Origin of the sequence: Enterovibrio paralichthyis, from assembly GCF_019209835.1 — a bacterium.
In the GTDB taxonomy this organism is placed as follows: Bacteria; Pseudomonadota; Gammaproteobacteria; order Enterobacterales; family Vibrionaceae; genus Enterovibrio; species Enterovibrio paralichthyis.
Window position 1 is genome coordinate 25,150 of the sequence record NZ_JAHUTS010000004.1, and the last position, 12,890, is coordinate 38,039.

At 51.3% G+C, this 12,890-nt stretch carries 15 protein-coding genes and 1 other RNA gene; 10 read left to right on the forward strand and 6 right to left on the reverse strand.

The features are described from left to right. Positions 1-28: 28 nt before the first annotated feature. Complete coding sequence (locus KU854_RS06115) at positions 29-547, reverse strand: peptide-methionine (S)-S-oxide reductase (protein ID WP_218357567.1); 519 nt, start codon at positions 545-547, stop codon at positions 29-31. Positions 548-742: 195 nt separating this feature from the next. Here KU854_RS06115 and KU854_RS06120 point away from each other — a divergent pair, with 195 nt between their 5' ends. Then, positions 743-1,294 (forward strand): DUF2975 domain-containing protein, encoded by a 552-nt coding sequence (locus KU854_RS06120; protein ID WP_255555443.1) that lies wholly within the window; start codon positions 743-745, stop codon positions 1,292-1,294. 8 nt (positions 1,295-1,302) lie between these two features. Further along, entirely contained in the window at positions 1,303-1,527 is a 225-nt protein-coding gene (locus KU854_RS06125) for a helix-turn-helix domain-containing protein (RefSeq protein WP_054778510.1), read from the forward strand. Positions 1,528-1,582: 55 nt separating this feature from the next. Here the strand turns inward: KU854_RS06125 and queC are convergent, their stop codons facing one another. Together queC and KU854_RS06135 are read right to left on the reverse strand one after the other, a co-directional pair. Then, complete coding sequence (gene queC / locus KU854_RS06130; protein WP_218357568.1) at positions 1,583-2,269, reverse strand: 7-cyano-7-deazaguanine synthase QueC; 687 nt, start codon at positions 2,267-2,269, stop codon at positions 1,583-1,585. A 135-nt stretch (positions 2,270-2,404) separates the two neighbouring features. After that, complete coding sequence (locus tag KU854_RS06135; protein ID WP_218357569.1) at positions 2,405-3,475, reverse strand: PLP-dependent cysteine synthase family protein; 1,071 nt, start codon at positions 3,473-3,475, stop codon at positions 2,405-2,407. A 197-nt stretch (positions 3,476-3,672) separates the two neighbouring features. On the opposite strand from KU854_RS06135, the gene KU854_RS06140 reads away from it, so the two are divergent. From KU854_RS06140 to KU854_RS06150, 3 genes are read left to right on the forward strand one after another with little or no spacing between them, the layout of a single operon-like run. Then, positions 3,673-4,137: an Lrp/AsnC family transcriptional regulator gene (locus tag KU854_RS06140; protein ID WP_218357570.1), complete on the forward strand. Its 465-nt coding sequence runs from the start codon at positions 3,673-3,675 to the stop codon at positions 4,135-4,137. 44 nt (positions 4,138-4,181) lie between these two features. Then, complete coding sequence (locus KU854_RS06145; RefSeq protein WP_218357571.1) at positions 4,182-5,927, forward strand: ABC transporter transmembrane domain-containing protein; 1,746 nt, start codon at positions 4,182-4,184, stop codon at positions 5,925-5,927. Beyond that, the gene (locus KU854_RS06150; RefSeq protein ID WP_218357572.1) at positions 5,924-7,702 is read left to right on the forward strand and encodes an ABC transporter transmembrane domain-containing protein; all 1,779 of its coding nucleotides are present in this window, start codon (positions 5,924-5,926) and stop codon (positions 7,700-7,702) included. Before KU854_RS06145 ends, KU854_RS06150 begins: the two co-directional genes overlap by 4 nt. Positions 7,703-7,772: 70 nt before the next feature. On the opposite strand, the gene KU854_RS06155 is transcribed toward KU854_RS06150, so the two are convergent. Beyond that, positions 7,773-8,159, reverse strand: a complete 387-nt coding sequence (locus KU854_RS06155; RefSeq protein WP_218357573.1) for a VOC family protein — start codon at positions 8,157-8,159, stop codon at positions 7,773-7,775. 130 nt (positions 8,160-8,289) lie between these two features. Between KU854_RS06155 and KU854_RS06160 the strand changes: the two genes are divergently transcribed. Beyond that, the gene (locus KU854_RS06160; protein ID WP_218357574.1) at positions 8,290-8,580 is read left to right on the forward strand and encodes a hypothetical protein; all 291 of its coding nucleotides are present in this window, start codon (positions 8,290-8,292) and stop codon (positions 8,578-8,580) included. A 33-nt stretch (positions 8,581-8,613) separates the two neighbouring features. On the opposite strand, the gene tesB is transcribed toward KU854_RS06160, so the two are convergent. After that, a complete protein-coding gene (gene tesB, locus KU854_RS06165; protein ID WP_218357575.1) occupies positions 8,614-9,477 on the reverse strand; it encodes an acyl-CoA thioesterase II in 864 nt (287 codons plus the stop codon). A 270-nt stretch (positions 9,478-9,747) separates the two neighbouring features. Here tesB and KU854_RS06170 point away from each other — a divergent pair, with 270 nt between their 5' ends. Further along, the gene (locus tag KU854_RS06170) at positions 9,748-10,167 is read left to right on the forward strand and encodes a YbaY family lipoprotein (RefSeq protein WP_218357576.1); all 420 of its coding nucleotides are present in this window, start codon (positions 9,748-9,750) and stop codon (positions 10,165-10,167) included. 4 nt (positions 10,168-10,171) lie between these two features. On the opposite strand, the gene KU854_RS06175 is transcribed toward KU854_RS06170, so the two are convergent. Beyond that, the gene (locus tag KU854_RS06175) at positions 10,172-10,483 is read right to left on the reverse strand and encodes an MGMT family protein (RefSeq protein WP_054778516.1); all 312 of its coding nucleotides are present in this window, start codon (positions 10,481-10,483) and stop codon (positions 10,172-10,174) included. A gap of 114 nt (positions 10,484-10,597) precedes the next feature. On the opposite strand from KU854_RS06175, the gene KU854_RS06180 reads away from it, so the two are divergent. From KU854_RS06180 to KU854_RS06190, 3 genes are all read left to right on the forward strand, one after another. Further along, on the forward strand, positions 10,598-11,332 hold the full coding sequence (locus KU854_RS06180; protein ID WP_218357577.1) for a VP0952 family biofilm-associated protein: 735 nt from the start codon (positions 10,598-10,600) through the stop codon (positions 11,330-11,332). 152 nt (positions 11,333-11,484) lie between these two features. Beyond that, positions 11,485-11,581: signal recognition particle sRNA small type (gene ffs / locus KU854_RS06185), an RNA gene on the forward strand. A gap of 110 nt (positions 11,582-11,691) precedes the next feature. Then, positions 11,692-12,543, forward strand: a complete 852-nt coding sequence (locus KU854_RS06190; protein WP_218357578.1) for an AbaSI family restriction endonuclease — start codon at positions 11,692-11,694, stop codon at positions 12,541-12,543. The last annotated feature ends 347 nt before the right edge of the window (positions 12,544-12,890 follow it).

Here is a 12,890-nt window from a genome sequence, read left to right on the forward strand (position 1 = left end):
CCAGAGAAAGCGCCAACCGGCGCTTTTTTCATGCCTGCTGTTTGTAAACTTCGTCACGCAGGAATTGCGCGGCTTGTGGCGTGATCGCGCGTGGAAAACCCAACGCGAGTGCTTTGAGTTTCGGTAATATCGTTCGCTGGCAAAACGGTTTCTCCGGTTGACGCCAGAAATAGTCCTGTTGCTTTGCCGGGTTAGGGTAAAAAGCGAGAAACGGCAAAGCCTGTGTCACGACAGCTTCGCCGTTTTCCAGTGCTGCAGATGCGATAGCTTGCTTGCAGCGTATCAATTGGGCGCTATCCATTGGATAAACGGCACTGGGGTACTTTCCACGCGCACTGTGATTCGCCGTTGCCGCATGGGAAGAAAGATGGATACGGACTAACGCATTGAGAGGCAGGATTTTCTCATCCAACTCCATCAGCGCTGCTTCGACAAAATGACTGCCTCGGGTTTTGACAAAACCCTGTTCGACAGAGGAAACGCCGCGCACTGCGCGGAATATTGCTTCCATACACCAATAACAAGTACCGCTGACAGCAAGGTACATGGCTTGTCTCCTTTAAGAACGCCGACATTGATAAAAACCGGGCTTGTGCGGTGTTGCTTTCATTGTTGCCAAATTGACCATTCAAATTCTGTCATTTTGCTAATCTCAGTAATAATAAATTATCGAATAACGATAAATTATTATTGATCTATTTGTTAGTGATGCTATCTTGAAGATCGCAACTAAGGAGAATGCATGATGCAGAAAATACAAAGCTACAGCCGTAAAATCCGATCCACGATTCAGCTACTGATATGCCTGTTACCCTTGGGTGTTATCTATTACTGGATGACGGCGCAAACGGAGATGGATTTTATTTCCCGGTTTGGGATTGTGTCCGTCACCCATGAGATCAGTGCTTACACAGCATTGCCTTTGACCATTGAAACCCGCGTATTTGCGATCATTGCGAGTTTCCTGCCGGTGGGTGTCTTGCTCTATGGTATGTCAGTACTGGTGAAGCTGTTTCGGCGTTACGAGACTGGAGACATTTTTTCGGTAGATACCGCGAACTATTACCGCCGCCTTGGCTTTGCGTTTTTCTTTTGGGTGATAGCCAACCTGGTTTTTGGTGGACTTATCTCTGTCATCCTGAGTTTCAATAATCCGCCGGGCGAGCGCATACTTTCGCTGTCTTTGGGGAGCGTAGATATTGTCACTGTGCTTTGTGGCTTTATGATACTGACCGTTGGCTGGGTTATGCGTGAGGCGCAATTGATTGCCGAAGAGCATCAGCACACCATTTAGGAAAGTTTATGGGAATTACAATAGACCTAGACGTCATGATGGCTAGGCGAAAAATGCGGCTCAAAGAGCTGTCAAAATTGGTGGGTGTGACCGAGCAGAACTTGTCGATACTGAAAAACGGCAAGGCGAAAGCGGTCAGATTCAGCACGCTGGAAAAAATCTGTGAAGTGCTGGAGTGTCAGCCGGGCGATATTCTTGTCTACACGGCGGACGAAAACACACAAGCAGAATAATACGGAGGGCTCTATGAGCCCTCCGTTGCTTTGTATCTGTGAAAGGCTAAAGGTTTCAGGCCGTTTTGCTGTTCAGCGATGCCATTACCGCCTCTTTGTCATTCAGGTAGCTGTCGAGACCATTCTGGCGCAGGTCACAGGCTGGGCAATCGCCACAGCCACTTCCAATCACACCGTTGTAGCAAGTCAGAGTTTGGTCGCGGACAAAATCCAGTTTGCCAAGTTTATCCGCCAAAGCCCAGGTTTCCGCTTTGTTCAGCCACATCAATGGCGTGCGGATTTCCAACTGGCGATCCATGCCTTGCACCAAGGCGCTGTTCATGGCTTTTACAAAGTCATTGCGGCAATCCGGGTAGCCAGAAAAATCTGTTTCACACACACCGGTGATCACAGCTTCCGCGCCAAGTTGGTATGCATAGATACCTGCCAGCGTCAGGAACAGGATGTTGCGGCCGGGAACAAAGGAGTTCGGCAGACCATTTTCCTGCAGTTCATGGGAGACCGGAATGTTGTCACGGGTCAGCGAGCTGATCGCCAGTTCATTGAGTAGCCCCACATCCATCACCTTGTGGGAAGCGACGCCCAGCGTTTCAGCCACTTCACAGGCCACTTCGATTTCCTGCTTGTGGCGCTGGTTATAGTCGAAGGTAATACAATGCACTTCGTCATACTCAGACAGCGCCTGGATCAGGCAGGTGGTGGAATCCTGCCCGCCACTAAAGACGACAACAGCTTTTTTCATGACTACATCCTTTTGCGGAATTCTGTTTCTTGGTGGAGGAGTGTAGCGCAAGTGCGGTAGGAGCTCTATGCCAAGCTAAACTGCAGGATAAAGAAAGGGCGCACCGGAGTGCGCCTTAGCGAAGAGCGTTGTGGTTTACCCACCAAACTTCTGCAGGTATTCCAGAGTCGGTTTGATATCACCGATGTTGGCTTCAACCCACGCATCGTTGAAGTAAGTGTCCAGGTAGCGGTCGCCGCTGTCACAAAGCAGGGTGACGATAGACCCTTTCTCGCCGCGTGCTTTCATTTCTTCCGCCAGTTTCAGCGCACCAAACAGGTTGGTGCCGGTAGAGGCACCGGCCTTACGGCCAAGAATGCCTTCCAGCCAATGTACGGTTGCCACGCTGTCCACATCGGCAATGGTTTCCATGCGGTCAATCACGCCTGGAATAAAGCTAGGTTCTACACGTGGGCGGCCGATACCTTCAATTTTACCGCCGCGATCCAGCGTCAGGGAGCAGTCGCCGGTTTTGTAGTATTCGTGGAAAACTGAGTTTTCCGGGTCAACAGCCATCAGTTGGGTGTGGTGGCAGCGGTAGCGGATAAAGCGGCCAATGGTCGCGGAGGTGCCGCCTGTGCCCGGGCTCATCACAATCCAGCTTGGCACCGCGTAACGTTCGTACTTCATCTGGCTGAAAATACTGTTGGCGATGCTGTTGTTGCTGCGCCAGTCTGTAGCGCGCTCGGCATAGGTGAATTGGTCCATATAGTGACCATTCAGTTCCTTAGCCAGTCGGCGGGATTCTGCGTAGATCTCGTCTGAACGCTCAACAAAGTGCGCTTCCCCACCGTAGAACTGGATTTGCTCAATTTTCTTTTTCGAGGTTGTGCGCGGTACAACAGCGATAAAACGCAGGCCTAGCAGACGCGCAAAGTAAGCCTCAGAAATTGCGGTACTGCCGGAAGACGACTCAATGATAGTGGTGCCTTCTTTAATCCAGCCGTTACACAAACCGTAGAGGAAAAGTGAGCGTGCAAGGCGGTGCTTCAGGCTACCGGTTGGATGGGTGCTTTCATCTTTCAGGTAGAGGTCGATATCGGTGAAATAAGGCAAGTCCAGCTTGATCAGGTGCGTATCTGCCGAACGTTGGAAATCGGCGTCGATTTTACGAATTGCGTCGCATACCCAATGAGAGTTCGTAGAGGTACAGTGTGTGTGCGTCATTATTGGCGTTCTTCTGTTATTTAACTGATTAACCTAACTATAAGTTTTGCCCAGAAGTAAAACTTTACCTTTTCTCGCCTGATTGCTGCCTTTCTTGGGAAATCATTCTATGATTATCCATCAAAAGGAAAAATATTCTCCAATTATTCACTTTGGGGAATATTTAACCCACCAAACGGGAAAACGGTAACATCACCATGACACTGTCTTTAGATAAAGTTGACCGCCAGTTGCTGGATTGGTTACAGCGCGATGCATCGCTCTCGCTGGCTGATTTGGCGGAGCGGGTAAACCTGACCACCACACCGTGCTGGAAACGTTTGAAGCGTTTAGAAGAGAGCGGCATTTTGCAAAAGCGGGTGGCGCTGCTTGACCCAGAAGCCCTGGGGCTGGCGTTCACCGCGTTTGTGCAGATTAAAACCTCGGATCACTCCGAAAGCTGGTACCGGAAGTTTTTTGATGTAGTGACACCGTTTCCGGAAGTGATGGAGTGTTACCGCATGGCGGGTGAGTACGACTATATGATGAAGGTGCAGGTGGCAGACATGGCTGCATTCGACCGCTTCTACAAGAAGCTGGTAAACAGCATTGGCGGCTTAACAGATGTGACGTCCACATTTGCTATGGAACCGCTGAAATACACCACCGCACTGCCTTTGTGAGTACCCACTTCGGCCTGTAAGGTAAAGGCGCACAGGGAGGAAGAATGCGCATATTTCTCGAACTCGGATGGTTTTTCCGGCAGGCGTGGAAACGCTATGTCGGCGCGATCATCATTTTCTTTTTCGTTGCCGGGTTTGAGCTTATTCCCCCCAAGGCGATTGGCTGGCTGGTGGACGGCGTCATGGCGGGTGATATTTCGCGCGAACAGATGCTGTTGGCGCTGGGCGCCATCGTGCTGCTCTGGGGCGTGGTTTATCTGCTGCGTATTGTTTGGCGCATCTGGTTGTTTGGCGCAGCTGTCGAGCTTGGCACTGTGCTGCGTGACAAGCTGTATCGCCATTTCACCACTCACTCCCCACGATTTTTCGAGCGTTACCGCACCGGCGATTTGATGGCGCGCGCCACCAATGATGTCAAAGCGGTTGTGATGACTGCCGGGGAAGGGGTGCTGACGCTGGCCGATTCCATTATTACCGGACTGGCAGTACTTATCATCATGACCACGACCATCAGCTGGGAGCTGACCCTGCTGGCGCTGTCGCCGATGCCTGTGATGGCAATACTGGTTAACCGTTTCGGCAACATCCTCCACTATCGGTTTACCGACTCCCAGGCTGCATTTTCTGCATTGTCTGATGAAACCCAGACCTCACTCAATGGCATCCGCATGATCCGCGCGTTCGGGCTAGAGCAGCAACAGGTTGAGCGTTTCAACGCAGTGGCAGATGACACCGGTAACAAAAATATTGAAGTGGCCAAAGTGGATGCCATGTTTCAGCCGGTGATTTATATCACCATCGGTGCTTCGTTTTTCTGCTCTATCGCCGGTGGTGGCTATATGGTGGCAAACGGGTCACTGACGCTCGGGCAACTGACAGCCTTTACCCTGTATCAAGGGTTGATGATTTGGCCAATGCTGGCCGTGGCCTGGCTGTTTAACATCATTGAGCGCGGCTCGGCGGCGTGGAAGCGCATCAAAGAGATTTTGGATGAAAAACCGGATCTGCTGGATGGCAATACTGAGCTGCCTGCGCAGCGGCAAACACTGGCAATTGGGATTGGGAAGTTTACTTGGCGCGGGCACGATGTACCGGCGCTTCGTGACGTCAACGTGGATCTTGCGCCAGGAAAAATGCTGGGTATTGCAGGGCCTGTCGGCAGCGGGAAAACGACACTGCTATCCCTGATGCTGCGTTTTGAAGACCCGCAGCAGGGAAGCCTGCAATATGGCGGTGTTGATTTACGGGACGTGAAACTGGATGACTGGCGCGGAAAAATGGCAGTCGTGACCCAGGCTCCGTTCCTGTTCTCTAGCAGTATTGCAGACAATATTGCCCTTGGAAGGCCAGAGGCATCGCGCGATGAAATCCGCACGGCGGCGAAGCTTGCCTGCATTGATGAAGACATCATGCAGTTTCGCGAAGGCTATGACACCTTAGTGGGGGAGAAAGGCATTACCCTTTCCGGCGGCCAGAAGCAGCGCATTGCCATCGCCCGGGCATTGTTGTTAGACGCGGAAATACTGATCCTCGATGATGCACTGTCTGCCGTGGATGGGCGCACCGAACACCATATTCTTAAAAACCTGCACGACCGCGCCCAGCACCAAACGACGGTGGTAATTGCCCACCGTTTGTCGGCACTGGAATCAGCAGATGAAATCATTGTGTTGCAAAAGGGGCATATCGAAGAGCGTGGTACCCATGAGGCATTGGTAAACGCCAATGGCTGGTACGCTGAAATGCAACGCTATCAGCAACTGGAGCAGGCTTTGGAGGAAGCGCTATGAGCAAACGCGAAACCCTAAAACGCCTGCTTCGCTACCTGCTGGCAGACAAAACGGCCTTCGCTATCGCAGCGCTGTTTTTGCTTTGTGCCGTGGTAGCAGACGTCAGTGGCCCCTGGCTTATCCGTCTGTTTTTGGATGATTACCTTGCCAAAGGGTATTACCCGTCGGGTGTGCTGTGGTCACTGGCGCTGGGGTATATTGGTGTAACCATTCTTTCCGGCGTCTTGCATTACGCCTATGGTATCCGCTTTAGCCGCATTGCTATCGGTATCGTGCAGACCATCCGCAAAAAAGTGTATGCCAGCATCATCAACCAGCCGCTTTCTGCGTTTGATTATGTGCCGGCAGGCAAGCTGGTTTCCCGTGTTACCAATGACACTGAATCGCTCAAAGAGCTTTATGTGCAGGTGGTCGCGAGTTTCCTTCAGGCAACAACACTGATCCTCGCCATGCTGACGGCCATGTATCTGCTAAGCCCGCGTTTAACGCTGGTGGTTGCCATCTTGCTCCCGACTGTAGTGCTGGTGATGTTTCTCTATCAGCGCCGCTCTGCCGGCGTGTTTCGCGAATCGCGGGATTTGCTGACCGATATCAACAGCGTCATGAGTGAGTCTATCCAAGGCATGAGCCTTATCCAGTTGATGGGGCAGCAACAGCGATTCTCTGAGCGCTTTGCAGCACTGACTGACCAGCACCTCAATGCCGAGGTGCGGATTGTCAAAATCAACGGCATCTATCTGCGCCCATTGATCGACTTGCTTTCCGGTGTTGCTCTGGTAACGCTGGCCGCGATTTTTGGTTGGCATGGCAGCGAGGTGATTGGCGTGGGGGTACTCTATGCCTTTATCAGCTACCTGGGACGTGTTACCGAACCGCTGATTGAGCTGATGCAGCGGTTGTCCCTGTTGCAACAGGCCATCATGGCCGGTGAGCGGCTGTTTGAGTTGATGGATGCGCCGCCTCATCCCTATGGCGATGACGAGCGTCCGTTGGCTTGTGGGGATATTGAGGTTTCATCGCTCAGTTTTAGTTATGACGGGAAAACGCCGGTACTCTCCGATGTGAATGTGTCGGTGAAAGAGGGCGGCTTTCTTGCTCTGGTTGGGCATACCGGCAGCGGAAAGAGTACGCTTGCGTCGCTGATGATGGGGTTTTATCCGGTGCAATCCGGTTCTCTTAAGTTGGGAGGGCGCGACATTGACACTTTGTCACAGCATGCACTCCGCAGTGGGATTGCGCTGGTTCAGCAAGACCCGCATGTGCTGTCAGATTCATTCCGTGCCAATGTCAGCCTTGACCGTGATGTCAGTGATGAGGCCATCTGGCAGGCGCTGGAGCAGGTGGATTTGGCTGATTATGTACGACACCTTCCTTCAGGGTTGGATACTGCCATCGGCACCGGGGATATTTCGCTTTCTGCCGGGCAGAAGCAGTTGTTGGCGTTGGCGCGTGTTTTGGTCGACAAGCCGCGCATCCTGATCCTGGACGAAGCGACGGCCAATATAGATTCCGGCACTGAAGAAAAGGTGCAGCAGGCACTGGCATCATTGCGTAATACCATTACCATTGTGGTGATAGCGCACCGGCTTTCCACCATTGCCGACGCGGACAATATTCTGGTGTTGCACCAAGGGCATGTTGAAGAGCAGGGGAATCACCAGCAATTGCTCGCCAACAAGGGGCGATACTGGCAGATGTATGAATTGCAGCAGACCCGCGCACATCTGAAAGAGCTTGAGCAACAGGCCTGTGGCGAGATAGAAGAAAACGCCTGATTCAGAATGAAGGAAAATCCCGCTGACTGCATCAGCGGGGTTTTTTGTCTCTAAGGTCAACAGACCCTAGCTACAAGCCAGCCACAGGACTGCAAATTTCCACCAGATAGCCGTTGAGATCCCGCACGTAAGAGATGGTCTGTCCCCATGGCATTTCGCTGACATCTTCCACCAGTTCCGCACCCGCTTCGAGGGCTTTCGCCAAATTGCCCGCCACATCATCAGTTTCAAAGGCAATCTCAAAATTGGGCGATGCCGGGTTACCGGAACTTGGGTGCTTGCCCAACGAAGTCATCAGTGCCAGTGAGGAAAATGCCAGTTTGGTGTTACCGGTACTTAGTTCACCGTAGTCACCGCTTTCATGCAAAAAGGCCTGCTCCAGACCAAAGGCTTGTTCGTAAAACGCCAGTGTTTTCGCTACGTCAGGCACGTACATAATGGTGTATTTGAATTTCATGGGGTATCTCCGCTTGTGTCGCGAGGAGGGAATAGGCATCAAAACCGGAATCGAAAATTTGCGACAGCGATTTGCCAGCCTTAATGCTAGACCATAAGAATTGTCACTGAGATTTGAGGCTGAAAAGAAAATGAAGCGAATATTTTTAGCTTTACTCTTTGCGGGAAGTGCTCTGGCAAATGCAGACATCGACCCCAATGGTATTCCGGCGATGGAGTTGCAGCCTGATCCCATGAATGCCCCGGCACTGGAGCCGGGCAGCGCGAACCTGCCGCTGGCTGAAACCAACCCCCAACTGGCGCAGGATGAAAATCCACCGCTTTCCAATCAAGAGAAACTGCAGGAACTGGAAGCCAACAGTGATGAAATTTCTCCCCAGATAGCCGAAGAAAATCAGCAGTTGGAATCGTTGCCTAAATAGCAAAATCCCCGCAGAAGCGGGGATTTGTGTCATTTAGCCTCGGCGGCTTCGCATCAGGCCTTCCTGAACAGCAGAAGCGACCAACTCGCCTTTCTGGTTGTAGATTTCACCACGAACCAGACCTCTTGAACCGCTGGCTGACGGGCTGTCTATAGCAAACAGTAACCATTCATCCATACGGAATTCGCGATGGAACCACATCGCATGGTCAATGGTGGCGACTTTCATGCCCGGTGACATTAGGGTGACACCGTGCGGCTGTAATGCGGTGACCAGAAAACCCCAATCGGACGCGTAAGCCAGCAGATACTGGTGAACGCGAAGGTCATCGACCATCTTGCCGTTAGCGCGGATCCACAGGTATTGCTTGGCAGGCAGTTTTTCCGGTTCCAGCGGGTTAACCACAACCACAGGACGAACCTCGATAGGGCGTTCGCCGCCAAAGGTTTCAATCACTTTCTTCGGCAGGTACTGGGCAATGGAATCGACCAGTTCTTTTTCAGATTTCAGCGATTCGGGACCAGTCACATCCGGCATGGTGAACTGGTGGTCAAAGCCCGGCTCGTTTGCCTGGTAGGATGCCGTTAGGTAGAAAATCGGTTTGCCGTATTGCACGGCTTTTACACGACGGGTACTAAAGCTTTGGCCGTCACGTAGGTTTTCTACGTCGTAAACAATAGGTTTTTCCGGGTCGCCAGGGCGCAGGAAATAGCTGTGGAATGAGTGCACAAAGCGGTCAGGGGAAACTGTCCCCTTGGCTGCTGAAAGTGCCTGCCCGATAACTTGACCACCATAGACCTGAGGCAACCCGAGGTTTTCGCTTTGACCGCGATAAATTCCTTCTTCAATTTGTTCCAGTTGCAACAGCGCTAATAGCTCTTCCAATTTGGTGCTCATAGATCCCCTTTAGACCAGATTGACAGAAAAATGACAGATTCTTCTCAATTTACCGATTATTTGGAACTTCTCCAGACACTATACTCTAACAAACTTAAGTTGCAGATTTCCGCGAGCATCGAATTTCCTGTGCTCAAAGGATGACGAAACCTTGTTGTCCTGTAGTGCGTGAATCGCAAACGCTGCGATCTTTACGCCAAATTTTTTGCAGGGCTGACGAGGTGACAGTGTTAAACTATTGACGTTTTTGTCAGTCTCTGGAGCCAAACGATGAAAAAAGCCCTTTTCGGATTTTTTGCCGCACTCTTTGTACTCGCTTTCACGGCCTGTACGGACATCATGAAGGACGGAGATATGGCCACAGTGAATGGCGATGTGTTTTACGTGCAACGAATCGCGCTGCCACCCAATGCGAAGCTGACAGTCACCCTGGCTGACGTTTCACTGGCAGACGCGCCAATGGATGTGATTTCCAGCCAGTCGTACATGACTGAAGGCCAGCAGGTACCGCTGCCATTCAGCCTGAGCTACTCACCGTCTGAAATCAAACCGGGTCACACCTACTCTGTCAGTGCGCGTATTGAAGTCGATGGTCAATTGCTGTTTATCAGCGATACCTCTAACCCAGTGATCACCGACCCAGCGAAAACGCAAAACGTCAGTGTTCAGGTTGTCAGCGCTGTGCGCTAACACCTTAGCAAGGTTCTCCATCCCATAGGAAACGGCGCAGCGATACTGCGCCGTTTTCTTTTACCTCAATACCATCCGCCAGCAGCTTCTCACGCTGCCGCTCAAAGCTTTCACCTTTTAACGAAATCATGCCACTGGCGTTGATAACACGAAACCAAGGCAGCCGCGTGTCCTTCGGCAATGATGACAGCAATTTACCGACATGCCTCGCATGACGGGGGAAGCCCGCTAATTTTGCGACATTGCCGTAAGTTGTTACTTTTCCAGCAGGAATTTGAATCAGAACCGCATAGATTTGGTCATCAAAATTAGGCATAGTGAACCGTAGAGAAAAAGTATAATTAAAGCATCATACCTTATCGGTACAGCTGAAAAGCAAGCCTTCAAGGGATGAAATACGTGTCGGCATGAAGCGCAAGGAGGTGCTTATATGTGGTATTCGACAATGTTAATGCTGACTGCTGCCGTCATGGTGATTGGCGCGGCGCTTTCATCTGCGCTTGCAGATGGAGACATCCCCCTTATCGCATTTGTCGTTCCGGCGTTGATGTTTGCATCGCGTGGCGGCGCTGCAGTCTGGATTCTTGCACTGGGGCTCATCGGGTTCGGCTTAGCCATGCCGCACCAGCCAGTCGCGATTTCACTTAGCCTTTGGATGATTCTTCCCGCATTGGTGCTTATCACCGGAGAGCGCCGCAACTGGCAAGTATCGTTGCTGGTGGTATCTGTGGTTATCGCAATGGAATGCGGTGTGCTGGCATTGCAGGGCGACCAGAAATTAGGTGGGGCAATGGGCTACACCTTACTGCAGATATTCAGCGTGATCATGGTGTGGGTCTCGACCTACTTCTGGAAGCCTGCGAAATCCATAAGCTGGTGGCCATTGTTAGTGGTTATTGCGTTATGGATAGTAGGCTCCCCACAGGGCGCAATGCTGGCATTTTGCGGCAGCGTACTGGCGGTAGTGTTGCAGGAACTCCAACGTGTTGACAGTGAGCGCAGAGGAGACAAACTGACAGTCATACTGCCAGCCATTGCCTTCGCGACCTTGGTGGTATTTCCGCAGTTTTCGGTACCCAACCCTGTGTTTGTCGCCTGGCTTTTATCACTGACGATTGCATGGCTGGGTGACTATCTGCTCAGCGCAGAAAACGAAGAAGAATAGGGCAGGCAGACCCTGTGTCGGGTAATTTCTCGCCACTTAGTCAGTGAATCCCGTTTACCCCCTTGCATTGGGCGCGGGCATCCCACATAATGCGCCCGAACCAACAGTTTCTCTAACAAGAAATTTTTGGTGTATCAAATCTATGGAGGCCTCCTTGGTCCTCCCGCAACACTAACTTGTGAACTGGGTCAGATCCGGAAGGAAGCAGCCCGCGCTTGGGACGTGTGTGCCGGGATGTGGCTGGGGAGGCTTCCACCCATCTAGCGTTCTGAAAATTCTCCAACTCTTCTCTAAGTATCCTGTGTAGCAAGCCAACGTCGCTTGGGAACGTGTCAATGTTCACGTAAACACAGCCCAACATGAAAACGCTCCACCTTACCCGTCAGCTACAACGCTGTACCCACAAACGTTTCGAGCTTTATGCCATTTCCCGCATCATCCATAAAGTTGATGATCTGGACGTAAAATTTATTACCCAGCAATATGTTTTAAGGCCAGACGGCTTTGCGCTGACCGATCTCTATCTGCCCCAATTGCAGCTTCATGTTGAGATTGATGAGGGTTTCCATAAGCAGCAAATCGACGCTGATAAAATCCGCGAGCTGGACATTGTTACTGTCACTCAGCATGAGGTTTATCGCATTGACGCTTCCGTCTCGATAGAACATATCAACCAGCAGGTTGATGAGTTAGTTAGCCTGATTAAAGCCAGCGTAGATCAACAGAAGTCAGACGGCGTGTTTGTGCCTTGGAACCCAGAGTTTGAACACTCTATCGAGCGATTCAAAGCGCTGGGGTATGTTGATCTGGAAGACGATGTGGCGTTCAGAACCAGCGTTGAAGTGTGTAATCTTTTCGGTCACAACTACGCTGGATTCCAGCGTTCCTCTGCCTCTGTGCCGGGCTATCCAAACCACAAGCTTTGGTTCCCCAAGCTTTATCCGAACGGCGAGTGGTTCAACGAACTCAGTCAGGACGGCAAAGAAATTCTCGAGTACAACATCGAGTCGATAGAAAAGCGTGCACAGGTGATTGAGAAAAACCTCCAACAAGACATCACTATGGTTGTATTTGCCCGAGTGCGGAATGAATTGGGACAAACTATGTACCGCTTCCGCGGCGTGTTTGTGCAGGATCGCGAAAAGACCTCAGCAGAAGCCGGCTCTTATTGGAAGCGTGTGGCGGAGAGAATTTACTTTAAGAGTGAGTGAATAAGCCACGAGCAAGGATGCTCTAAAAGTACATAGTTAGATTGGGAATGCCCCAAACCTAAATGCGCCTCCAGCTTTTAGTCCCTTCCCCTTTTCAAGGGGAAGGTTAGGATGGGGTTGGTTTTGCCGCTACTCGTGTGAGGTCGACCTGCTATGGCTCGATCATGCCCCATTCCTTCTCGGAAAAATCATGGTTCTCGAATATCACTTTGCCAGTTATCCCTACAATTTCTAATCCGAAAAATACACACAAACAGAAGATATAGCCTGCATTCTCCCGATGCTTCCGATTGTCTGGTTGTGAGATACTCCGACTAAGCTCTTCGGGCAATTTATTGCCTATTGGG

Bases quoted from the DNA above. Each gene is read 5' to 3' on its own strand.
- KU854_RS06115 (WP_218357567.1), bottom strand. From the start codon at position 547: ATGTACCTTGCTGTCAGCGGTACTTGTTATTGGTGTATGGAAGCAATA.
- KU854_RS06120 (WP_255555443.1), top strand. From the start codon at position 743: ATGATGCAGAAAATACAAAGCTACAGCCGTAAAATCCGATCCACGATT.
- KU854_RS06125 (WP_054778510.1), top strand. From the start codon at position 1,303: ATGGGAATTACAATAGACCTAGACGTCATGATGGCTAGGCGAAAAATG.
- queC (WP_218357568.1), bottom strand. From the start codon at position 2,269: ATGAAAAAAGCTGTTGTCGTCTTTAGTGGCGGGCAGGATTCCACCACC.
- KU854_RS06135 (WP_218357569.1), bottom strand. From the start codon at position 3,475: ATGACGCACACACACTGTACCTCTACGAACTCTCATTGGGTATGCGAC.
- KU854_RS06140 (WP_218357570.1), top strand. From the start codon at position 3,673: ATGACACTGTCTTTAGATAAAGTTGACCGCCAGTTGCTGGATTGGTTA.
- KU854_RS06145 (WP_218357571.1), top strand. From the start codon at position 4,182: ATGCGCATATTTCTCGAACTCGGATGGTTTTTCCGGCAGGCGTGGAAA.
- KU854_RS06150 (WP_218357572.1), top strand. From the start codon at position 5,924: ATGAGCAAACGCGAAACCCTAAAACGCCTGCTTCGCTACCTGCTGGCA.
- KU854_RS06155 (WP_218357573.1), bottom strand. From the start codon at position 8,159: ATGAAATTCAAATACACCATTATGTACGTGCCTGACGTAGCGAAAACA.
- KU854_RS06160 (WP_218357574.1), top strand. From the start codon at position 8,290: ATGAAGCGAATATTTTTAGCTTTACTCTTTGCGGGAAGTGCTCTGGCA.
- tesB (WP_218357575.1), bottom strand. From the start codon at position 9,477: ATGAGCACCAAATTGGAAGAGCTATTAGCGCTGTTGCAACTGGAACAA.
- KU854_RS06170 (WP_218357576.1), top strand. From the start codon at position 9,748: ATGAAAAAAGCCCTTTTCGGATTTTTTGCCGCACTCTTTGTACTCGCT.
- KU854_RS06175 (WP_054778516.1), bottom strand. From the start codon at position 10,483: ATGCCTAATTTTGATGACCAAATCTATGCGGTTCTGATTCAAATTCCT.
- KU854_RS06180 (WP_218357577.1), top strand. From the start codon at position 10,598: ATGTGGTATTCGACAATGTTAATGCTGACTGCTGCCGTCATGGTGATT.
- KU854_RS06190 (WP_218357578.1), top strand. From the start codon at position 11,692: ATGAAAACGCTCCACCTTACCCGTCAGCTACAACGCTGTACCCACAAA.